This window comes from Autumnicola psychrophila, from assembly GCF_031846645.1.
In the GTDB taxonomy this organism is placed as follows: domain Bacteria; phylum Bacteroidota; class Bacteroidia; order Flavobacteriales; family Flavobacteriaceae; genus Autumnicola; species Autumnicola psychrophila.
The window spans coordinates 252,560-274,999 of sequence record NZ_JAVRHN010000004.1 but is presented as its reverse complement, the minus strand read 5'-3'; the positions used below and the strand labels follow the sequence as shown (position 1 = coordinate 274,999).

At 37.7% G+C, this 22,440-nt stretch carries 21 protein-coding genes; 4 read left to right on the top strand and 17 right to left on the bottom strand.

The genetic code is table 11. From position 1 onward, the window contains the following. The first annotated feature begins 80 nt into the window (after window positions 1–80). The gene (locus RM541_RS07070) at window positions 81–1,430 is read left to right on the top strand and encodes an FAD-dependent oxidoreductase (protein ID WP_311499516.1); all 1,350 of its coding nucleotides are present in this window, start codon (window positions 81–83) and stop codon (window positions 1,428–1,430) included. 58 nt (window positions 1,431–1,488) lie between these two features. Here RM541_RS07070 and msrA read toward each other — a convergent pair whose 3' ends face one another. From msrA to RM541_RS07055, 3 genes are all read right to left on the bottom strand, one after another. After that, a complete protein-coding gene (gene msrA, locus RM541_RS07065; RefSeq protein WP_311499515.1) occupies window positions 1,489–2,148 on the bottom strand; it encodes a peptide-methionine (S)-S-oxide reductase MsrA in 660 nt (219 codons plus the stop codon). A gap of 191 nt (window positions 2,149–2,339) precedes the next feature. Next, window positions 2,340–3,119: a zinc ribbon domain-containing protein gene (locus tag RM541_RS07060; RefSeq protein WP_311494310.1), complete on the bottom strand. Its 780-nt coding sequence runs from the start codon at window positions 3,117–3,119 to the stop codon at window positions 2,340–2,342. Window positions 3,120–3,121: 2 nt separating this feature from the next. Then, entirely contained in the window at window positions 3,122–4,216 is a 1,095-nt protein-coding gene (locus RM541_RS07055) for a Nif3-like dinuclear metal center hexameric protein (protein ID WP_311499514.1), read from the bottom strand. An 82-nt stretch (window positions 4,217–4,298) separates the two neighbouring features. Between RM541_RS07055 and lpxK the strand changes: the two genes are divergently transcribed. Next, window positions 4,299–5,303: a tetraacyldisaccharide 4'-kinase gene (gene lpxK, locus RM541_RS07050; protein ID WP_311499513.1), complete on the top strand. Its 1,005-nt coding sequence runs from the start codon at window positions 4,299–4,301 to the stop codon at window positions 5,301–5,303. Window positions 5,304–5,399: 96 nt separating this feature from the next. Here the strand turns inward: lpxK and RM541_RS07045 are convergent, their stop codons facing one another. The 6 genes from RM541_RS07045 to RM541_RS07020 all read right to left on the bottom strand — a co-directional run bounded on the left by RM541_RS07045 (window position 5,400) and on the right by RM541_RS07020 (window position 11,530). Next, window positions 5,400–7,637, bottom strand: coding sequence for a tetratricopeptide repeat-containing hybrid sensor histidine kinase/response regulator (locus tag RM541_RS07045; RefSeq protein WP_311499512.1), 2,238 nt, complete (start codon window positions 7,635–7,637; stop codon window positions 5,400–5,402). A 39-nt stretch (window positions 7,638–7,676) separates the two neighbouring features. After that, window positions 7,677–8,684, bottom strand: a complete 1,008-nt coding sequence (gene gap / locus RM541_RS07040) for a type I glyceraldehyde-3-phosphate dehydrogenase (RefSeq protein ID WP_311499511.1) — start codon at window positions 8,682–8,684, stop codon at window positions 7,677–7,679. A gap of 17 nt (window positions 8,685–8,701) precedes the next feature. After that, entirely contained in the window at window positions 8,702–9,580 is an 879-nt protein-coding gene (gene lipA, locus RM541_RS07035; protein WP_311499510.1) for a lipoyl synthase, read from the bottom strand. A 74-nt stretch (window positions 9,581–9,654) separates the two neighbouring features. Further along, window positions 9,655–10,227 carry an RNA polymerase sigma factor gene (locus RM541_RS07030; protein ID WP_311499509.1) on the bottom strand — a complete coding sequence of 191 codons (573 nt, stop codon included), beginning with the start codon at window positions 10,225–10,227 and terminating at the stop codon, window positions 9,655–9,657. Next, complete coding sequence (locus RM541_RS07025; protein ID WP_311499508.1) at window positions 10,218–11,318, bottom strand: glycosyltransferase; 1,101 nt, start codon at window positions 11,316–11,318, stop codon at window positions 10,218–10,220. The genes RM541_RS07030 and RM541_RS07025 overlap by 10 nt, the downstream gene beginning before the upstream one ends. A gap of 5 nt (window positions 11,319–11,323) precedes the next feature. Then, window positions 11,324–11,530: a membrane or secreted protein gene (locus RM541_RS07020; protein ID WP_311499507.1), complete on the bottom strand. Its 207-nt coding sequence runs from the start codon at window positions 11,528–11,530 to the stop codon at window positions 11,324–11,326. Between the two features lie 164 nt (window positions 11,531–11,694). Between RM541_RS07020 and RM541_RS07015 the strand changes: the two genes are divergently transcribed. Further along, window positions 11,695–12,312, top strand: a complete 618-nt coding sequence (locus RM541_RS07015) for a fasciclin domain-containing protein (protein ID WP_311499506.1) — start codon at window positions 11,695–11,697, stop codon at window positions 12,310–12,312. Window positions 12,313–12,374: 62 nt separating this feature from the next. On the opposite strand, the gene murB is transcribed toward RM541_RS07015, so the two are convergent. The 3 genes from murB to RM541_RS07000 all read right to left on the bottom strand — a co-directional run bounded on the left by murB (window position 12,375) and on the right by RM541_RS07000 (window position 15,137). Next, window positions 12,375–13,388, bottom strand: a complete 1,014-nt coding sequence (gene murB / locus RM541_RS07010; protein ID WP_311499505.1) for a UDP-N-acetylmuramate dehydrogenase — start codon at window positions 13,386–13,388, stop codon at window positions 12,375–12,377. A gap of 1 nt (window position 13,389) precedes the next feature. Then, a complete protein-coding gene (locus RM541_RS07005; RefSeq protein ID WP_311499504.1) occupies window positions 13,390–14,580 on the bottom strand; it encodes a pyridoxal phosphate-dependent aminotransferase in 1,191 nt (396 codons plus the stop codon). 170 nt (window positions 14,581–14,750) lie between these two features. After that, window positions 14,751–15,137, bottom strand: a complete 387-nt coding sequence (locus RM541_RS07000) for a DUF1573 domain-containing protein (RefSeq protein WP_432264665.1) — start codon at window positions 15,135–15,137, stop codon at window positions 14,751–14,753. A 134-nt stretch (window positions 15,138–15,271) separates the two neighbouring features. Between RM541_RS07000 and RM541_RS06995 the strand changes: the two genes are divergently transcribed. Next, a complete protein-coding gene (locus RM541_RS06995; RefSeq protein WP_311499503.1) occupies window positions 15,272–17,902 on the top strand; it encodes a valine--tRNA ligase in 2,631 nt (876 codons plus the stop codon). Window positions 17,903–17,939: 37 nt separating this feature from the next. Here the strand turns inward: RM541_RS06995 and RM541_RS06990 are convergent, their stop codons facing one another. The 5 genes from RM541_RS06990 to ftsH form a co-directional block, all read right to left on the bottom strand. Further along, window positions 17,940–18,212 carry an acyl-CoA-binding protein gene (locus RM541_RS06990; RefSeq protein WP_311494297.1) on the bottom strand — a complete coding sequence of 91 codons (273 nt, stop codon included), beginning with the start codon at window positions 18,210–18,212 and terminating at the stop codon, window positions 17,940–17,942. A gap of 7 nt (window positions 18,213–18,219) precedes the next feature. Beyond that, a complete protein-coding gene (locus RM541_RS06985) occupies window positions 18,220–18,876 on the bottom strand; it encodes a phosphatidylserine decarboxylase family protein (RefSeq protein ID WP_311499502.1) in 657 nt (218 codons plus the stop codon). After that, on the bottom strand, window positions 18,866–19,669 hold the full coding sequence (locus tag RM541_RS06980) for a phosphatidate cytidylyltransferase (RefSeq protein ID WP_311499501.1): 804 nt from the start codon (window positions 19,667–19,669) through the stop codon (window positions 18,866–18,868). Before RM541_RS06980 ends, RM541_RS06985 begins: the two co-directional genes overlap by 11 nt. A gap of 3 nt (window positions 19,670–19,672) precedes the next feature. Then, window positions 19,673–20,284, bottom strand: coding sequence for an LUD domain-containing protein (locus RM541_RS06975; protein ID WP_311499500.1), 612 nt, complete (start codon window positions 20,282–20,284; stop codon window positions 19,673–19,675). A gap of 98 nt (window positions 20,285–20,382) precedes the next feature. Continuing rightward, window positions 20,383–22,434, bottom strand: a complete 2,052-nt coding sequence (gene ftsH / locus RM541_RS06970) for an ATP-dependent zinc metalloprotease FtsH (protein ID WP_311499499.1) — start codon at window positions 22,432–22,434, stop codon at window positions 20,383–20,385. Between the last annotated feature and the right edge of the window lie 6 nt (window positions 22,435–22,440).

The following is a 22,440-nucleotide window of genomic DNA, read 5'->3' as shown; positions in this document are numbered from 1 at the left end:
TCATTATAATTCATAAATAATGAGTATTTTCGCAAGGTGATATGTTGTCCCGTCAGGTTACGCATAACAAAGCTTAATACATGCAGAAACAAAAAAGTATTGCAGTAGTCGGTTCCGGACTTGTGGGATCTTTGCTGGCCCTATATCTAAAAAAGCTTGGCCACGAGGTTACTGTCTTCGATCGGCGACCTGATGTTAGGAAGGTAGAATTTTCAGGTAGATCCATAAATCTCGCAATGTCTAACAGGGGCTGGAAAGCTCTGGAAACAGTAGGAATTGAGACAGAAATTCGAAAACTCGCTCTTCCTTTGGATAAAAGAGCAATGCATGTAAATAATAAACCACTTTACTTTCAGAAATATGGTAAAGAAGGAGAAGCCATATTTTCTATTTCCCGCGGAGTATTAAACCGAAAGATGATCGATCTTGCTGAAGCTGCCGGAGTAAAGTTTCAATTTGAGGAAAAGGTTTGGGATATCGATATGCCGAATGCTAAACTTTATACCGGGGAAACGGAAAAAGGAGAGTGGGAGGAATACGATTTTGATCTCATTTTTGGAGCAGATGGTGCTTTTTCCCGCATTCGTCACAAGATGCAGCGGCAGAGTCGGTTTGATTATTCCCAACATTTTATTGATGTAGGTTATAAAGAACTTCGGATACCCGCAAATAAAGATGGTAGCCATAAACTGGACAATGCCTCTTTTCATATTTGGCCGCGTGGCAAATTCATGTTAATAGCCATGCCTAACCAGGATGGCAGTTTTACCTGTACGCTTTTTATGCCTTTTGAAGGGGAGATTTCTTTTGAAAGTATTTCTACAGAAGAAAAGGCAGATGATTTCTTTGAGAGATATTTTCCGGATATAAAAGATGAAATCTCGAATTTAAAGGGTGATTTTTTCAGAAATCCTACCAGTGCAATGGTGACAATTAAATGTTTTCCATGGACATTTGGCGATAAGGTGGCTCTGGTTGGAGATTCGGCACACGCTATTGTTCCTTTTTATGGACAGGGAATGAATGCCGGTTTTGAAGACATTTCGATATTATTTGAAAAAATCCATAAGCATAATGATAACTGGAAATTGATTTTTGAGGAATATCAGAATGAAAGAAAGCTTAATACAGATGCTATTGCCGAGCTTAGCTATAGGAATTTTATAGAAATGAGCAGCAAAACAGCTGATCCCGATTTTCTTCTTCGGAAAAAAATAGAAAACCGAATGGGAGAAAAACATCCTGAAAGCTGGATTCCTATGTATTCCAGAGTAACTTTTTCAGATAAACCTTATTCTGAAGCTTTAGCATTAGGTGAGAGGCAACGAAAAATTATGGATGAGGTCATGGAAATGGACAATATCGGCAACAGATGGAATAACCAGGAAGTAGAAGACAGGATACTCGAGCTGCTTGCCAAAACAAAATAATTCCTGTCTCCCGGGACATTCTTGTTGTTGATTTTGAGAGAAAAACTACCTATGCAAATTAATGAGCATTAGACTTTAAAATCTCCGGAAAGTTGCTTTTGAATCTGTTAAGTCTTGGAATAGAAACATTCTGAATATAAGGGTTGTTAGGATTGTTTCGTTCGTAGTCCTGGTGATAGTCTTCTGCTACCCAAAATTTTTGAAACGGAAGAATTTCTGCCGCTATTGGTTCTTCGTAGTTCTGAGCTACCTGGGATTTCACTTCGTCTATAATTTCTTTTTGTTCCTGATTTTGATAAAAAACAATAGAACGGTATTGGGAACCTATATCGGGTCCCTGTCCATTAACTTGTGTTGGATCCTGAGATCCAAAGTAAACCTCTACCAACGTTCTGAAATCGACCTCTTCAGGATTGTAAATAACTTCTACAGCTTCGGCATGACCGGTCCTGCCGGTGTTGCTTTCTTCATATGTAGGATTTTTTGTGTGTCCTCCTGCATAACCTGAAATGGCTTCATCCACTCCTTCAATACTTTCGTAAATTGCTTCTACACACCAAAAACAACCACTGGCAAAATAAGCACGTGCCATTCCATCTTCAGTAGCCACTTCTATAGGCTCTGCATTGGCAATTTCTGGTTTTGTAACAGATTCTTTTTGTGCCTGATTTCCGCAGGCCATAAAAAATATTAGGATTACACTTAAAAGACTTCTCATAGTTTTTTAGATTTAAAATTCACAGTTGTACTATTTCGGGGAATTACTGCGCGAATTATTTTTTGCTTTAAATATAACTTTTTGGACAGTAAATACTGTAAAACAGATGTTAATCCCAATGCTCAAAGGTGTAAAACAAAAAAAGCTGCCAGATTTCCGGCAGCTTTGTGTTCTATTTTTAAAGAATGGAACTAAAACCTATTGAAAAGGCCGTCCATTTTTTCCTGCTCTTCCTTAGCTAGCTCTTCATCAACCAGGATTCGCCCACTATGTTCATCTGTAATAATCTTTTTTCTACCTGCAATTTCCATAATTACCTGCGGCGGAATAGTAAAATAGGAACCTCCTGAAGCACCACGTTCTACGGGAACAATTGCAAGACCGTTTTTAACGTTGGTTCTAATTCTTTTGTATGCTTTTACAAGGCGTTCTTCAATGTTTTGCTCGTATTCCTTAGACTTGTCGATAAGGGCCTGCTCTTCCTTCTCAGTTTCAGCAAGGATCTCATCTAGCTCATTTTTCTTGTGTTCAAGATGTTTTTTTCTTTCGTCAACACGCTCTGTTGTCTTGGCAATAACCTCTTTTTTCTGTTCAATTTGAGCTTTATATTCTTTAATGTTTTTCTCGGCAAGTTCGATTTCCAGTTCCTGAAACTCTACTTCTTTGCTCAAAGCATTAAATTCACGGTTATTTCGAACGTTCTTTTGTTGCTCAGAATACTTTTTCATCGCAGTTTTTGACTCATCTATAAGGTTCTTCTTACTTTTGATATCATTCTCGATTACTTCAATATCGGCTTCTAATTTTTCCAAACGCGTGTTCAATCCTGCTACTTCGTCTTCCAAATCTTCAACTTCTAAAGGAAGTTCGCCGCGTACGTTTCTAATTTCGTCAATTCTGGAATCGACTAACTGAAGATCGTACAATGCTCTTAACTTCTCTTCTACAGTAACATCGTTTTTTTTTGCCATAGTTATATATACTTGATAGGATTGGTGTTTGTATCTGCTAAAATAAGTGCAAAATTACGAATTTTTTTGCTAAGAAAAGAACATAGTAAATTTTTTGTGAATTGCTCGCTTTCATAATGACCAATATCTGCTAAAATTATCTGTTTCTCAGCTTTATAGAAGTCATGGTACTTCAAATCTGCAGTAATATAAATGTCTGCTCCGGCACGTTTCGCATTTTCAATAGCAAAACTTCCACTACCGCCTAACACTGCTACTTTTTTTATGGTTTTTCCCAGCAATTCAGAATGTCGAACTACTCCAGCATTAAAGGTTTCTTTTACAGATTTGAGGAAATCTTCTTCGGAAATTTCCTGTTCGAGCTCGCCAATCATTCCCATTCCCAGATGTTGATGTGTGTTTTCCAGAGTTGTGATCTCATGTGCAACTTCTTCATAAGGATGCTTCTTAAATAACGTCTGAAGGACTTTTGATTCCAGATGAACGGGGAAAGTAACTCCGATTTGCGTTTCTTCTTCAAAGTGAAGTTTACCTTTTTCTCCAATGGTAGGGTGGGCTTCATCATTTGGTTTAAAACTACCCAGTCCCCGTAGGTTAAAACTACAATTATCATAATTTCCTATGCTTCCTGCTCCGGCTTCAAAAAGTGCAATTCTCAATGCTTCAGCATCTTTATTAGGAACAAAGGTGGTGAGTTTCCTGATGCTTTTTTTACGGGGAATTAGAATCTTTCTGTTAATTAAGTTCAGCTTCTCGGCGATCATGTCGTTAACACCTTTATGCTGATTATCCAGTGCAGTATGGATCGCGTAGATGGCAATATTATGCTGAATTGCCTTTATGACAGTCCGCTCCACATAATTTTTTCCGTTTAATTTTTTAAGCCCGGAGAAAATAATAGGATGGAAGCTGATAATAAGATTGCAATTCTTGGCAATAGCTTCATCCACTACGCTTTCAAGCGTATCCAGAGTTATTAAAGCCCCGGTAGCTTTAATTTCAGCATTACCAACTAATAATCCTACATTATCAAAATCTTCAGCATAGTTTAGAGGGGCAAATTCTTCCAGGTGTTGTATAATCTCCTTTATAAGCATAATTTCCTATTTTTGGATTCCGATTTAGTTACTATCGGCTTAAGTAAAAGCGTTTCAAATATAAATATTATACCTTGGTTCCATGGCGATATTTCGAAAATTACTCTTTCCGTTTTCCCTGATATATGATGGGATTACACGCGCCAGGAACGAACTTTACGATCAGGGAGTACTAAAATCGGAAAAATACGATCTTCCGGTGATTTGCGTGGGAAATCTGAACACCGGTGGTACAGGGAAATCTCCTATGATCGAGTATCTGGTACAACTTCTTATTTCAGAATATCGTGTTGCCACGCTCTCGCGGGGTTATAAAAGAAAGACCAGCGGATTTTGGCAATTATCGGGCAAAGAAACTGCGGCAGAAGTGGGGGACGAGCCACTTCAGTTCAAAAGGAAATTTCCAGATGCTATTATAGCTGTAGATGCAGACAGAAGAAACGGAATTGCTCAATTGGTTGGGGAGCAGGCTGAGGTTATTTTGCTGGACGACGCTTTTCAACACCGTAAAGTGCAGGCAGGACTTAATATCTTGCTCACTTCTTATAACAATCTCTATGCTTCAGATTTAATATTGCCTGCCGGGAATTTGCGTGAATCCAGAGAAGGTGCAAAAAGGGCAAATATCGTGGTGGTAACTAAATGTCCGCCCAATATTGAAACGGCAGAGATGGAACAAATAAGGGCAGCTCTTAAACTGAATAAAAATCAGAAACTGCTCTTTAGCTATATTTCTTATGCTGAAAAAATTACTTCAGAAAACTCTAAAGTAGCCTTAGATGAGTTAAAAGGAAAAGATTTTGTGCTGGTCACAGGAATTGCAAATCCAAAGCCGCTGGTAGATTATTTGAAGGATAAAGATCTAAATTTCCAGCATCGAAAATTTCCAGATCATCATCATTTTGCAGAAGATGAAATACAACAATTATTAAAGGAAAACCTGGTTCTGGCTACAGAAAAAGATTTTGTGAGACTAAAGGAACGGCTTTTACCCTCAAAATTATTTTACCTGCCAATCGAGACAAAATTTATTGAGGGAGAAAAAGATTTTAATGATTTGATATTAAATTTTGTAAAAACAGAATGAGGTGCAATTATACCTTAGTATTAAAATAATTTTTGACTGTATTATTTAATAAGCCGCATCAATTCTTATGTCTTTAAAGGTCCTCTCTATAAAACCTTATACTGTGCTTTCTGCATTTGCAGCGAGGTATTTGTTAATTTTGTTGAAGAATTCTTCTGTTTTATATGGTTTTGGGATAATGTCATTAAATCCATTTAGGTAAAATTCATCCAGGTTTTCATCGAGCGTGACTGCTGTAAGGGCAATGATTGGTATAGTTTCATTGAACTTCCTTATCTCAATAGTGGCTTCAATTCCACTTATCCCGGGCATATGGATATCCATCAGGATGAGATCAAAGTGATTATTGTGTACTTTTTCAATCGCAATGGTTCCATTATCGGCTACATCACAAATAACCTTATTCTTCTCCAGGATCTTTCTGGTAATCATTTGATTAATTTTATTGTCCTCAACAATCAAAATACGCTTGTCCATCATTATGTCGTTGGAGAGTACTACCGGCTTTTCTTCCTTTAAATTTTCAGATTGTCCTAATGCTGGATTTTCCAGGGCTTCAAATTTTAAATCGAAGATGAATTTAGAACCTTTTCCTAAGTCGCTTTCTACTCTAATTTCACTGTTCAATAAGCTCAAAAGATTTTTTACAATGGATAAACCAAGACCTGTTCCTCCAAATTTTCTATTTATCTCGGTAGATCCCTGGGTAAAGTTCTCAAAGATTGCCTTCTGCTTTTCTTTGCTAATGCCTTCACCATTATCTTTAATCTCAAAAGCGAGGTAAACTGTTTTTTCTACTTGTTTCAATTTCAATACATTGATCCAAATATCTCCGTTTTCAGTAAATTTTATTGAGTTACCTATTAAATTGATAAGGATTTGGGAAATCTTAAGTGGATCGCCCTTGAGCTTAGACGGAATAGATTTATCAAAGTCCAGGTGTATAACCGTGTTTTTTTCGTCTGCGGAATTTTTTAAAGCGACAAGAACATCTGATATCCTTCTTTTTAAATTGAAGGTCGTTTGCATTACTTCAACTTTATTGGCTTCCAGTTTGTTTAAGTCCAGAATGTTATTTATCAAAGAAAGCAGGTACTCTCCCGAAAATTTAAGAGAATTAAGGTGTTCCTTTTGATTCTCTGTAGGACTTTCTTCCAGCAGTAAATGGGTTAGGCCGGTAACAGCGTATAATGGCGTCCGAAGCTCGTGTGTTATTGTGCTCAAAAATTGCGCTTTTGCAAGGGATGCTTTTTCAGCATTCTCTTTGGCAAGCGTAAGCTCAGAATTCTTTTTTTGCAGCAAGTCGTTAGCGCGTGCTCTAAGATTATTGTTTTTGTATAATGATAATGTTAAAAGCGATAGGATAGTAATGAGTGCTACACTCAAAATAGTAGTGAGTTTGTTAACTTTAAGCGATTTTTCCTGTTCAGCATTTTGAAGGGTTAAAGCGCTTAGGGTATTTTTTAATGCGTCCTGTCCATATCTGCTATTTGCTTCACGGCCCAATTCTGCTTCGTTTAAATCGTATACGGAATCCTTAGTCCTATAACTGGTTTTTAAGTAAGCAAGTGCTGCTTCTGGCTGGTCTTTGGCTTCATTTATAACACTTAATTTTCTGTTGCCGCTAATAATTATTCCTGCAAAGCTGTTTTTATTAGCGATAGCCAGGGCTCTTTTTGCACTTTCTTCAGCTTCATTTAAATTTCCAAGAGATAAATGAGCAGAAGACTTATAATAATCCAGGCGACTCTTCTCATATTCATTTTCACTGTTGCTGAGGTAAATCTCCGCATTATTAAAATATGTTAATGCTTTTCTATAATCATTTTCGTGGTGGAGTTCAACAATTCCCCGGTTGAGCGCGACAAGGCCGAGCTGTTCTCTGTTATTATTATTGGTATATATTTTTTCCGCAAGATCCAAATAGTCCTCAGCTTCTGAATATTTTTTTTGAAGGTCTAGTGTTTTTGCGTATTGGATATAACTATAGGCAAGGCCAATTTCGTCCCCAATTTCCTCCTGAATTGCAATTGCCCTCTTTATGTGCTTATTTGAACTTTCATATTCGTGCTTTATGTACCGTAAGTTAGCAAGGATGTTACTGGATAAAGCAATGTATCTTTTGTGGTTGATGCTCTTAGAAAGAACCATGGAAGAATCCAGTTTTCTAATTGCAGCATCAAAATTATATTGTAAGATAGAGGATTCAGCTCCGCTAAGCAATTGCTGAATCTGCTCACTTATTTCGTCTTCATTTTTTACTTCCTGATCCTGATGGGCAAAGGTGGAGGTATAAAAGAAAGAAAAGAGAATTAAAATGCTTAAGTTCTTCATTTGGGCTTGTAGGTAGCAACTTAAAGGAGTTAAATATAGTTATTTATCATTAATCATTGCAATTAAATCTAAAAGTCTGTTAGAATATCCTGTTTCATTGTCATACCAGCCAATCAATTTTACCATTTTTCCGCCAATTACTGAAGTCATTTGCGAATCAAATACACAGGATGCGCTATTTCCCAAAATATCCACTGAAACAATAGGATCTTCAGTGTAATTCAAAATTCCTTTAAGATTCGTTTCAGAAGCAGCACGAAAAACTTCATTTACCTGCTGGATGGTAGTTTCTTTTTTTATATTCAGCGTCATATCTGTTAAAGAACCATTAGGCACGGGAACTCTTATTCCGCAGCCTCCAATTACCTTGTTTAGATCAGGAAAAATATAAGTTAAAGCTTTTGCCGCGCCCGTGGTCGTAGGAATAATAGATTGTGTCGCAGCCCGGCCGCGTCTAAGATCCCGGTGGGGTTGGTCATGAAGACTTTGGTCTGATGTAAAGGAATGTACGGTAGTTATATATGCCTGGTCAACTTCAAAATTTTCATGAATGAGTTTAAGCATAGGAGCAGCATTGTTTGTTGTGCAGGAGGCATTGGAAATAATTTTTTCTGTTCCGTCGAGGATATGCTCATTTACTCCCAACACGATCATTTTAATCGCTGAATCCTCGGGGGGAACAGAAAGAATAACTTTTTTAACTCCTGGTTTCAGGTGCTCTCTAAGGTCTTTAGTAGACTTAAATTTTCCGGAACATTCAACCACATAATCCACATCATATATATCCCACGGAATATCCCGGGGATGGGAATAATTCAGAACGGCTGTAGACTTATCTTTTATGGTAATTGTAGAATTCTCTCCTATAACTTCTTCGGAAAGTTTGCCGTGGATGCTATCGTATTTAAGTAAATGGGTAAGCGTTTCAGCATCGGCAACATCATTTATTGCCACCACGTTATAATCGGGATGGTTAATGAGAAGTCGAAAAAAATTACGACCTATCCTGCCAAACCCGTTAATGGCAATATTTGCCGGTAGCGCCATAGATTAATAAAATGCAATTAATTAATATGCTTTTGTGCTTTATAGGAAGAACGAACTAACGCACTGCTTTCGACGTGGCGAAATCCTAAATCCAATCCTATGGCTTCGTACTTTTTAAACTGATCTGGAGTGATAAATTGTTTAACAGGAAGGTGTTTTTTACTGGGCTGTAAATACTGTCCAATAGTCACTACATCCACACCAACATTTCTAAGGTCATGCAGCGTTTGGATAACTTCTTCTTCCTGCTCGCCAAGACCTAGCATAATTCCAGATTTGGTGCGGTTGATTCCCTGATCTTTAAGATACCTCAGAACCTCCAGACTGCGTTCGTATTTTGCCTGAATTCTTACTTCACGAGTCAATCTCTTTACGGTTTCCATGTTGTGTGAAACAACCTCTGGCATTACTTCTATAATACGATCCAAATTCCTTTCATTTCCTTGAAAATCTGGAATAAGGGTTTCTAAGGTGGTTTCAGGATTCATCCTGCGTATTGCCTTTACGGTTTCAGCCCAAATAATAGAACCCATATCTTTCAAATCATCACGATCTACACTTGTAACTACCGCATGTTTTATCTTCATAAGTTTAATAGAACGGGCCACTTTTTCAGGCTCATCCCATTCTACGGTATCTGGTCTTCCGGTTTTTACTCCACAGAATCCACAGGAGCGTGTACAGACATTCCCAAGAATCATGAAGGTTGCTGTCCCCTCGCTCCAGCATTCCCCCATGTTAGGACAGCTTCCCGAGGTGCAAATAGTGTGTAAATCATACTTATCCACTAAATTACGTAGCTCAGTATATTTTTTACCTGTTGGAAGTTTAACTCTTAACCATTTTGGTTTGGCTTGTGGCTTAGTTTTTATGGGTGCGATAGTGTCTGTACTCATAGCAAAATTCTGTTATTCAAAGATACGATATTATAGCGAACTGCATAAATTTAGACAGTAGAGAGTAAGATACCTTACTCATGTTTGCGGTCTTTAATAATTTCTGCAAGTAGTTTTCTGGCTCTCAGTAGCTTGACCTTAACATTATTCATTGGTTCATCGAGGTTCTCTGCGATTTCCTTATAAGATTTTTCCTGAAAATACCTGAGATTAATAACCTGCTGATAATGTGGTTTTAGTTGCTTGATATCTCTTAATAATTGAGCAAGGTTCTGCTCACTTATAAGTTTATCTTCAATTGAAGGAGTTTCATCTGCAATGGCATAAACTTTTTCTTCATCATGATTTGTTGTTCGGGAACGAATAGAGGAGTTCTTCTTCCTTATAAGATCTACATGAATATTTTTGGAAATTGCTATTAGCCAGGTACTAAAGGAGTAGTCTTCATCAAAAGTCTCAATCTTATTAAATGCCTTTGAAAACGTCTGGATACTAATATCTTCAGCTTCGTATTCGTCCCTGGTCTTTTTTAGCTGGAAACCATAAACGTCATTCCAGAAAGTATCCATAAGATAGTTAAAGGCCGCCTGACTACCGCCTTTTGCTTCCCTTATTTTGATTAGAAGCCTTTCTGGTTTTATTTCCAATGAGTAGGTTTTGAAAAAATATTAGCTATAAAGATACCGCTTTGTGTAAAGATTAAAAATAATTCCAGAATCGGAAATAACCAAACTACATCTTTTTCATCTAACCTCTCCGCAGATTTGTAGTACAGTGCAGCCTTTATTAAAATTACTATTCCAAAGGTGACTGTCGAAATTTGCCAATTTTCGGCAAAGAGTAGTACGAAGAACAAAGTCCAGAACATGATCTGGGAAAAATAGAAAAGGCCCAGAAGAAGTTTGTGCTTTTTCTTATAATTCTTAGCTGTGGAAACATGTCTTCTTTTCTGTTTAATCCACGCGCTAAATGTGCTTTTGGGTACACTTCTGGTAAAAGCAGCGGGGTAATCGCAGATGGATGTATTCATGCTGGTGGCAGCTTCATTAACAAAGAGATCATCATCACCTGATCTAAGGTGCAGATGGCTGGCAAAACCGCTTTGCTGATAAAATAGTTCTGAAGTATAGGCAAGATTTCTACCTACTCCCATGTAAGGACTTCCTAGTTTTGCATAGGAAAAGTATTGAATTGCAGTAAGCAGAGTTTCAAACCTGATCAATTTATTTAAAAAAGAAGATTTATTTTTAAAGTAGCCTCCATAACCCAGAATAATAGATGTTTCCTCCTGCAGGTTTCTACACATTCCGCTAATCCAGGATTTGCTTTGAGGCGCGCAGTCGGCATCCGTAAACAGAAGATGTGTGTTTTTGGCTCTTTTAATACCCAAGGTTAATGCATATTTTTTATTCGCCCAAAATGCTTCGTTGTTCTTTACATCTACAATATTAATTCGTGGATCCAATTCTTTATACTTCTCCATTACTTCCAGCGTTTCATCCATTGATGCATCATTTATGAGTATGACTTCAAAATCGGGATGATCCTGGTCTAATATTGAAGGAAGAAAAGAATTAAGATTTTGTGCTTCATTTTTTGCGCAAATAATAACAGAAACTGGTTGGGCAGCAGGTGAAGATGAAGATTTCTTCGGGGAGGCAAAACTGAAAAAGCTAATGAAATAGGCAAGATTAACTGCTGCAATCAGCAGGAAAAAGAATAGTAAAATTGTTGACATTAAATTTACCTGGCCTTTTCAGTAGTAGAACAGTCGCCAATCTCATCAGGTAATTTTCCGCAATAACTACAAGCCTCACCTTCTTTATTTAAGAAAGGATTTTGGCTGGCGCAGGTACCTGCGAATTTTCCATCTTTTTTCCCCCAGATTTTAATTGCAATTCCGGCAAAAGCAAGTGCTATGAGTATAAAGCTAATTATAAAGACTTCCATTTTTTTCCTTTTTCTAATGCAAAAATAAGAATAAAAATAGGTCTGGGGAAATGTGAAGACAATTTATGCCGATATTGTCTCTCTTTAACTAAAATTTAAAGGTAATTAACTGAATGTTTAACAGTTAGGAGATATCTTCGATGTTTTCAATAAATAATTTAAATATGAAAATAAAAAATTTGTTTATTATATGTGTTTTTTCTGTTCTAATATTCACTGCTTGTGAAGACACAAAGAAGAAGGAACAGGAGAAGGCTCAGGCTGAACAGGCTGAGATGAAAAGAGAGGCGGCTTTAAGAGCCGATGAAGAGCAAAAGGAGCTGGAGGACAATAGTATTGTCGCCAGAACCATGGAGTCAGATTCTTTAAATACATTAGTTGATGCACTGGAAAGAGGTGATTTAGCTGAGACACTTAGAACAGAAAAAGGGCCTTTTACAGTGTTTGCGCCAACAAATTCTGCATTTAGCGAGATAAGTCAGGAGGAGCTGGATACTTTAATGATGAACGAAAATCAAGATAAACTTGCAGATTTATTGAAGTATCACGTTGTGGAGGATGAAATCACATCCGATGAACTGAGTCAGCAAATTCAGAGTAATAACGGGGAGTATACCTTTAGCACGATGGCAGGTGAAGATATTACGGCTATGATGAGTGGAGATAATATTGTTCTTCGGGATGCCAATGGGAATATTGCAACCGTTACACAGGCAGATGTGGATGCTTCCAACGGAGTTGTTCATTTTATTGATGCCGTTATCATGAAAAAGAAGTCCTGATTAGGGTAGTAGCGAAGTAGGAAAAAGAGGCTATCTATCTATTTAGGAAGCCTCTTTTCTAATTATATTATATTAACCTCGGGTTCAAGCTTGATCTGAAATTTTTCTTCTACTTTTTCCTGAACCTTTTGCGATAATTGTAAAATTTCCATACCCGTTGCCGTTCCATAATTTACCAGTACAAGCGCCTGATTCTTGTGCACACCGGCATCGCCTTTTCTGTATCCTTTTAATCCCGCCTTTTCTATTAGCCAGCCCGCAGGAATTTTGACTTCTTGGGGTGAAACAGTATAAGAAGGCATTTCAGGATAAGCCCGTTGCAGCTCTTCAAAAAGATCTACTGAAATAACAGGATTTTTAAAAAAACTTCCGCTGTTTCCAAGTATTCTGGGGTCGGGTAACTTTGACTTTCTTATAGATATCACGGCATCAGAAATCTCTTTGACTCCTGCATCCTTAATGCCTTTCTGATCAAGCGCATTTTTTATTGCCCCATAATCAGTATGCAAAACATGATGGTTTTTTGTCAACCTGAAGGTAACACTGGTAATGATATACTGACCTTTGAGCTTATTTTTAAAAACTGAATTTCTGTAATCAAATTTACATGCTTCTTTACTAAAGGTTTTCTGTTCCAGGGTTTGTATGTGTATCGCCTCGCACTCTTCAAAAACGTCCTTGAGTTCCACCCCGTAAGCCCCAATATTTTGAATAGGAGCAGTTCCTACTTTTCCTGGAATAAGGGAGAGGTTTTCCAGGCCACCCAGTCCTTTTTCAAGTGTATATAAAACAAATTCATGCCAATTTTCACCGGCACTGGCTTTTACAAGAACTTCATTTTCATTTTCTGAAATTAATTCCTTCCCTTTCAGATCAATATGAAGAACGGTTTTTTCAATGTCTTTTGTTAAAAGCATGTTGCTTCCGCCGCCAAGAATAAAAAGTTCTGACGAATATGTTTGCGCGAGCACCTCCTTTAGATCTTCTACATTAGTAACAGAGATAAAGCGCCTGGCGCTAACGTCAATTCCAAACGTATTATATTCCTTTAAAGAGGCATTATGCAGAAACTGCATGTTATTTGTTGTATTGCTTAAGGGCTACTTCAAGAATTTCTATTGACCGCTCCAGATTTTCCCTTTTTAGAACATACGCAATCCTCACCTGGTTTAAACCGGTATTTGGAGTAGAGTAGAAGCCTGCCGCCGGTGCAACCATTATTGTTTCATTATTATGCTGAAAATTTTCCAGGAGCCACTTTGCAAAGTCTTCGGCATTTTCTACCGGAAGCTCGGCTATGCAATAAAATGCCCCTTTGGGTTTTGCAACTTTTACACCTTCAATTTTTTCCAGGCCTTCTATAAGGATATCTCTTCTAAGTGTATATTCTTTATTTACTTCATCAAAATATTCCTGCGGAGTATCTAATGCTGCTTCACTCGCTATTTGAGCAAAAGTAGGCGGACTTAATCTTGCCTGTGCAAATTTCATGGCAGCGGCTATTACATCCTTGTTCTTGGAAACAAGACAACCAATCCTGGCACCGCACATACTGTATCTTTTGGAAACAGAATCCACCATTATAGCGTGATCTTCCAATCCTTCAATACTCATGATGGAATGATGTTTTACACCGTCATAGGCAAACTCGCGGTAAACTTCGTCCGCCACGACAAAAATATCATGCTTTATAGCAAGATCTGCTATTTGCTGAATTTCATCTTTTGTATAAAGATAGCCGGTAGGATTTCCAGGATTACAGAGAAGGATAGCCTTTGTTCTTTCTGTAATGAGGCTTTCAAATTCACTTACAGGTGGTAAAGCAAAATTATTTTCAAAAGAAGCCTGTATGGGCAGGATTTTCACGCCTGAAGTTTCTGCAAAAGCATTGTAATTGGCGTAAAAAGGTTCCGGAATGATTATTTCATCACCAGGGTCTGTAATGCTGCCCATTGTAAAATTAAGTGCCTCAGACCCTCCTGTTGTAATTATAATATCTTGGCCGCTTACTGGGATATCATGCTTTTTATAATATCCTGCTAACTTCTCCCTGTAGCTAAGAAAACCAGCCGAATGACTGTAGGAGAGAACCTCTATGTTATTATTTTTTATAGCATTTAATGCTATCTGCGGAGTTTTTATATCCGGTTGGCCAATATTTAACTGGTAGATCGTCCTTCCCTCCCGTATAGCGGCTTCTGCATATGGAACAAGCTTTCGAATAGGGGATTGGGGCATATTTTGACCCTTCTGGGAAATACTAGGCATAACTGTCAATTTTTTATAGAATACAAAAATGCAAAAATAATAGTAGAATTGATAGGGTTGCGGCCAATATATAGAAGGAATTTAAACACAACCATAAACTGACCTTTTTACCTTTTCTGAAAAACAAAAAACCTCCCAGTTGGGAGGTTTTTGTTTCTTAAAATTTAGTTTTAAATCTCGGTAACTTCTTCCGGTAAAATTTTTCCTTTAATCTTAAGGGCTTTTATAGTCTCTTCAGCATTAGAGTAAACAGTAACTGTTTTTCTAATTGGTCCCACTCTTTTAGTATCGTACTTTACTTCAATAGTTCCGGTTTTTCCCGGCGCAATAGGGCCTTCAGGTTTTTTCGGAATGGTGCAACCACAGCTGGAGGATACCTCTTTAATTACAAGTGGTTCATCTCCTGTATTTGTGAATTCAAACACACGAACTCCATCACTTCCTTTTTTAATTTCGCCATAATCAATTGTCTCAGATTGGAATACTATTTTGGCCTGTGCCATTGTAGTTCCTATTCCGGCTAAAATAAAAGTGGCAATTAGTACTAATTTTTTCATGTTTTTTGGGTTTAGATAGATATTGTAAAGATACTCTGAATTAAAAATTACACCAAATTTTATTCAATTCAACTTCTTTCAAAATCCTTCAGTTATAATTACTTTTGCTTTTATTTCAAAAATCAGACCAAATTATGGCTATTGCTTCCCAATACAATTCAAAACAAGTAGAAGATAAGTGGTACAAATACTGGATGGATCATAATTATTTCCATTCAGAAGTAGACGAGAGAGAACCGTACACCATTGTAATCCCTCCGCCTAATGTAACTGGAGTTTTGCATATGGGACATATGCTGAACAATACCATTCAAGATGTACTGGTAAGACGCGCTCGTTTAAAAGGCTTTAATGCCTGCTGGGTGCCGGGGACAGATCATGCTTCTATTGCTACGGAAGCTAAAGTTGTAGCAAAACTTAAGGCTGAAGGGATCAATAAAAATGACCTGAGCCGGGAAGAATTTCTGGAACATGCCTGGGAGTGGACCCATAAGCATGGTGGAATTATTCTGGAACAGTTAAAGAAACTGGGAGCTTCCTGTGACTGGGAGAGGACAAAGTTCACTATGGACGAAAAGATGTCTGCTTCAGTCATAAAAGTTTTTATAGATCTTTATGAAAAAGGGTTAATTTATCGGGGCTACCGAATGGTAAATTGGGATCCTGAAGCTAAAACCACTCTATCTGATGAGGAAGTTATTCATCAGGAAAAGCAGGGGAATCTTTATTACCTAAAATATAAAATTGAAGGTAGTGACGATACATTGACGATCGCCACCACCAGACCGGAAACCATTCTTGGGGATACGGCTATTTGTATAAATCCTAATGATGAACGATTTTTCCACCTAAAAGGAAAGAAAGCTATTGTTCCTATCAACAATCGTGTAATTCCGATTATAGAAGATGAATATGTAGATCTGGAATTTGGTACAGGGTGTTTAAAGGTAACTCCGGCACACGATGAGAATGATAAAATGTTAGGTGACAAGCATAATCTTGAAGTTATCGATATTTTGAACGATGATGCTACCTTGAATTTCTACGGAATGCACTACGAAGGCAAAGACAGATTTGTTGTTCGGAAGGAAATTACAGAGGAATTGAAAGAGCTGGGAATTCTCGTTAAAATTGAAGAGCATATTAACAAAGTAGGCACCAGCGAACGTACAGGGGCGGTTATAGAACCTAAATTGAGTGATCAATGGTTTTTAAAGATGAAAGATCTTGCCGAACCTGCAATAAAAGCGGTTGTTGGTGACGATATAAATCTCGTTCCGGATAAGTTTCTGAATACTTACAAGCACTGGATGGAAAATGTGCGGGACTGGAATGTATCCCGACAATTGTGGTGGGGACAGCAGATTCCCGCTTATTACTATGGTGACGGAAAAGAAGATTTTGTTGTTGCTGAAAATCCCGAAGCAGCCCTTGAGAAAGTTAAAGAAAAGACGGGTAGTCAAAAATGGCAATTATCGGACATCAGTCAGGATAAGGATGCTTTAGATACCTGGTTTTCTTCCTGGCTTTGGCCAATGAGTGTCTTTAACGGTATTCTGGAGCCGGAAAATAAGGAAATTCAGTATTATTACCCTACAAATGATCTTGTAACCGCTCCAGAAATCCTCTTTTTCTGGGTAGCTCGTATGATTATGGCAGGATATGAATACCAGGGAGAACGACCCTTTAAAAATGTCTATTTAACTGGGATTGTTCGGGATAAGCAGCGCCGGAAAATGTCAAAGTCTCTGGGGAATTCTCCAGATCCACTGGGATTAATTGAGCAATATGGCGCAGATGGCGTGAGAGTGGGGATGTTATTAAGTTCTCCTGCCGGGAACGATCTTATGTTCGATGAAGATCTTTGTAAACAGGGGAGTGGCTTCATAAATAAGATCTGGAATGCCTTCAGGCTTGTAAAAGGTTGGGAAATTTCCGAAGAAAAAGAACAGGATAAAACTTCAAAAATTGCAATTGACTGGTACAGGGCGAAGTTTCTAAAGGTTTTGCATGAAATAGAAGATCATTTCGATAAATACAGGATTAGCGATGCTTTAATGGCAACTTATAAGCTCATCTGGGACGATTACTGTTCCTGGTTCCTCGAAATGGTGAAACCTGGTTTTGGAGAGCCAATAGATGCCACTACATTTAAGGAAGTTATTGCTATTCTTGAAGATAATTTAAGGATTTTGCATCCTTTCACACCGTTTTCTTCCGAAGAAATCTGGCAGGAAATAACAGGAAGAACTCCGCAGGAAGCTTTAATTATAGCTAAGTGGCCAGAATTAAGTTCTTTCGATGAAAAAATTATTTCAGATTTTTCAGTTGCTTCAGAAGTGATCACGGGAATCAGAAAGATCAGAAAAGAAAAAAATATATCTTTTAAAAATGAAATTGAATTTAAAGTTTTAAACAACGAAAAAACTTCAGAATTCTTTGACCCTGTTATTAGAAAGATGGGTAATCTTTCGGCACTGGAGTATGTGGAGAAGCAGGTTGAAGGAGCACTGTCCTTCCGTGTAAAATCAAATGACTACTTTGTTCCTGTAACTGGAGCCATAGATGTTGATGCTGAAATAAAGAAACTGAAAGAGGAGCTTTCTTATACTGAAGGCTTTCTGAAGTCTGTTGACAAAAAGCTATCTAATGAGCGGTTTGTAAATAATGCTCCGGAAAAAGTGGTCGCTATAGAGAAAGCAAAGAAAGCAGATGCTGAATCGAAAATAGAGGCTTTAAAAGCGAGTCTGGAAAGTTTGAAATAGAAGAGGAAGAATTTTTTAAGAAATTTGGCAGTGGAGACTAATCTACGCTGCCAATATATTCTTCTACCAGGTCAATATATTTTTCCTGAGCCTCTTGTTTGGTCAAATCTTTAACCTGAACTAGAGCATTTACTTTAAAGGCGGAGCGTAAATCTCCAACACTGGTAGGTGGCAGATAAAAGCCATTTTTTGAAGTAGCGCGCTTATAGTAAGCATAAAAGTGAAGCAACACATCTGGTGGAAACCTTTGATCTGTTGTACTTGCCATTTTATAGGCCTTTAAAAACTTTGTATTCTTTTCCTCTGGCATAATTCAATTATTCCTGAATTTTTCCAATCACACTTATGCCGCCTTTAACTTTTTGATTAAGCTCTACATTTAGTGGCGTACCTAAAGGCATAAAAACATCTACACGGGAACCAAATTTGATAAAGCCACTGTCACTTCCCTGGATAACTTCCTCTCCCTCTTTGGCATAATTCACAATTCGTTTGGCCATAGCTCCGGCAATCTGTCTATATAGAATTTCTCCTGTAACTTCATTTTCTACAACCACTGTAGTTCTTTCGTTCTCTTCACTGGATTTAGGGTGCCATGCTACAAGAAACTTCCCGGGATGATACTTACTGAATTTTACTTTTCCTCCCACAGGATGCCGGGTAACATGAACATTTATGGGGGACATAAAAATAGAAACCTGTAATCTTTTGTCTTTAAAATATTCTTTTTCGTAAACTTCTTCAATTACGACAACTTTTCCATCTACTGGTGCTACTACATTTTGATTATTAATTTCAGTTTTTCTCTTCGGATTCCTGAAAAATTGGATGACGAGCAGGAAAAGTAGGATCGTGACGATAAGGATTAAAAATTTAATCCAGTACGTGTTTATTAAACTGTAACTAAGAACATTTATTGCAATTAATAGAATTGCAGTAATGATCATTATCTTATAACCTTCTTTATGAAACATAATCTAATAGGTATAAATATGCATAAACAAAGGGACTGGCAAAAATAATACTGTCCAACCTGTCAAATAGGCCGCCATGTCCCGGCATTAGTTTTCCGCTGTCTTTCACGCCTGCCTGTCTTTTGAACTTAGACTGAATAAGGTCGCCCAGCGTACCAAAAATACTTAATATTACAGCTAATCCCAACCAAATTGGGAAAGTTAAAAATTCCGTGTAAAAGTGAATAAAATAGCTGGCTACGCAGCTAAAAATGAGTCCGCCTAAAAAACCTTCAATAGTTTTCTTTGGAGAAATGCGCTCAAAAAGTTTTCTGCGACCAAAATTTTTACCCACAATAAAGGCAAAAGTATCATTAGTCCATATCAAAATAAAAATTCCAACGACCAGTTTAGGTATAAAAACTCCCGCAATAGTTGGAATAAGTGTAAGAAAAATAACGGAGGAGATAAGGTAGAAAATAATAATAATGTATTTCTTCTTTTCAAACACCGGAATTTTATTAACCACCATTAAATCCTTAACAAGAAACAAATTAACGAACATGGTAATAAAGAGAAGAAGGATCGTAGCGTCCTGATCAAATTTTAAATAACTGAAGAGGTAAAAAAGCAAGGCCTGTACTGCATATAATGCATAACTTTTAAGATGTAGTAGTTTTTGCATTTCAACAAGGCACACTAGACCAATTAAATAGAACAAACTAATAAAAACAAATTCAGAAGAGAGGATAGAAGCTACCAAAATGGATATATACAATAATCCTGAAATAGTTCTGATTATGGCTTCCCTCATATATTAAAGATCTTCAAGAAGTAGCAAATATAGGTTTTTAGCGCTACTTCCATAGCTCATAAAATCACCTTCTTTCTGCGTTTCGAAATTTTTAATGGTGGTAATATTGGAGGGAATATGTTGCTTATTTCTGAATTTTATGCCCCGTAATCCTTCCCCAATAGTATCAATAAGCTGACTAGTGGAGGCTAGAATGACAAAATTAGCGGGTAAATCATGCAATTTGCTTTCCTTTATCTGGTTTGAGGATATAAGGATAGACCCATCATTGGCAATAAGGTACTCACAGGTAGAAAGGAGGAAAGCTGCCTGGGAAGATCTGTTAAAATCAAGGTTAAAATTATTAAACTTATCCTGAAGCCCCTGGTCAAAACAAAAACATTCTTTCTCATACCAGTCGTTTTCCAGCAGGATGTTGTCAAAAGCCTCAAGAACTTCATCATTACTCTCACAATAGAGAAATTTCCCCCCATTATTCCTGAAGTTAAGCATAAATCTCTCGTCTGTCGGTAATTTTACCTCAGGCATATACTTTCCCCTATCAGCTTTTTCAGGACTTTCCTGCTTTTTGTCTGATTTAGATTTGGGGTTCAGGAATCTGCTAAATAGACTCATAAAGTGTTATGTGTGGTTCTCGACGTCATTATCTCAAAGGTAAAAAATCTTAATTTAACCTTAGGTCAAATTAAGATTTTTTACAGATGCTTAAAAAACTATTTTTTAACGGAATCGCTGTTACTATTAGCAACAGTATCTCCATCAAAATTATCAGAATCGGGATTAGCCTGGGCTACTTCCTCTTCCGGAGTTACGTTTTTAGTGGCTTTAGCAAGCTCTTCCCGATCTTTAGCAAATGGTCGCGCACCAAAAATTTTCTCAAGATCATCTTTAAAGATAACTTCTTTATCTAACAGGATTTCAGCCAATTGGGTAAGCTTATCTTTGTTCTTTGTAAGAAGAGCGATGGCCCTCTGGTACTGAGCTTCAATAAGTCCCGAAATCTCTTTATCTATAAGTTCTGAAGTACGCTCACTATACGGTTTTGTAAAATTATATTCACTTTGCCCTGAAGAGTCGTAGTATGTTAGGTTTCCTACAGCATCGTTAAGGCCATAAATTGTGACCATCGCTCTTGCCTGTTTAGTTACTTTTTCAAGGTCGCTAAGTGCGCCGGTTGATATCTTATCAAACGTTACTTTTTCTGCCGCACGACCACCTAGAGCTGCACACATCTCATCCAGCATCTGTTCTGGCCTTACAATTAGGCGTTCTTCCGGTAGGTACCAGGCTGCACCCAAAGACTGCCCGCGGGGAACAATTGTTACCTTAACAAGAGGAGCTGCGTGTTCCAACATCCAGCTAACCGTTGCGTGCCCTGCTTCGTGAAAAGCAATAGCTCTTTTTTCTTCAGGAGTAATTATCTTATTCTTTTTCTCAAGTCCACCAACAATTCGGTCTACGGCATCAAGAAAATCCTGTTTTCCTACTGCTTTGTTTCCTTTTCTTGCCGCTATAAGAGCAGCTTCATTACAAACATTCGCAATATCGGCTCCCGAGAATCCTGGAGTTTGTTTTGCCAGAAATTCTGTGTCCAGCTCATCTGCAACCTTTTTTAACGGTTTTAAATGAACTTCAAAAATTTCCTTTCGCTCATTTAGATCGGGAAGGTCTACGTAGATCTGCCGGTCAAAACGTCCTGCACGCATTAAGGCTTTATCTAAAACATCTGCACGGTTTGTTGCTGCAACCACAATTACGTTTGTGTTGGTGCCAAAGCCGTCCATTTCTGTTAACAACTGGTTAAGCGTATTTTCACGTTCATCATTAGATCCTGAAAAATTACTTTTTCCCCTCGCCCTACCAATGGCATCAATTTCGTCAATAAAAATAATAGAAGGAGATTTTTCTTTTGCCTGTTTAAACAAATCACGTACTCTGGAAGCTCCAACTCCTACAAACATCTCGACGAAATCTGAGCCCGATAGCGAGAAAAACGGAACTTTAGCTTCTCCAGCTACGGCTTTTGCCAATAAAGTTTTACCGGTTCCCGGAGGACCAACCAATAAAGCTCCTTTTGGGATTTTTCCACCTAAAGCAGTATATTTTTCTGGTTGTTTCAGGAAGTCTACGATTTCCTGTACTTCCTCTTTTGCTCCTTCCAATCCGGCAACATCTTTAAAAGATGTTTTTACATCGGTATTTTGATCAAAAAGCTTCGCCTTGGATTTTCCAATGTTGAAAATCTGACCCCCGGCACCACCACCGGCACCAGAACTCATTTTTCGCATAATAAAGATCCAGATACCTATAATTAGTATAAAAGGTAAAAGTGTAAAGAAAACTTCACCCCAAACATTAGTTTCCCTCTCAAAGGTCACGTTTGCTGAAACGTTATATTCTTGCTCAATATCTTCTACGTCATTCTGAAACTTCTCAAGGCTCCCAAGATTAAAGGTATAGGCTGGGGTATCTCCCGCAGCAAACATTTCTTCATTAGTCTTGGATTGATGTTGATCTTCTTGTTTTGCCTCCTCGGTGAGATAGACATTTGCCTTTTGACTATTAACAATAACGACCTTTTGAACATCACCATCTTTCAGGTATTCTTCAAACTGGTTTGGTGTGATCTTGGCTGGCTCGTTAAAGCCGCCGCCGGTAAAAAATTGAATTCCTAAGAAAATAATAATTATAGCCGCATAGATCCAATACGCACTAAATTTAGGCTTTTTAGGATCTAGTTTCTTTTTGGGTTGCTCTTTCGCCATTCTTGC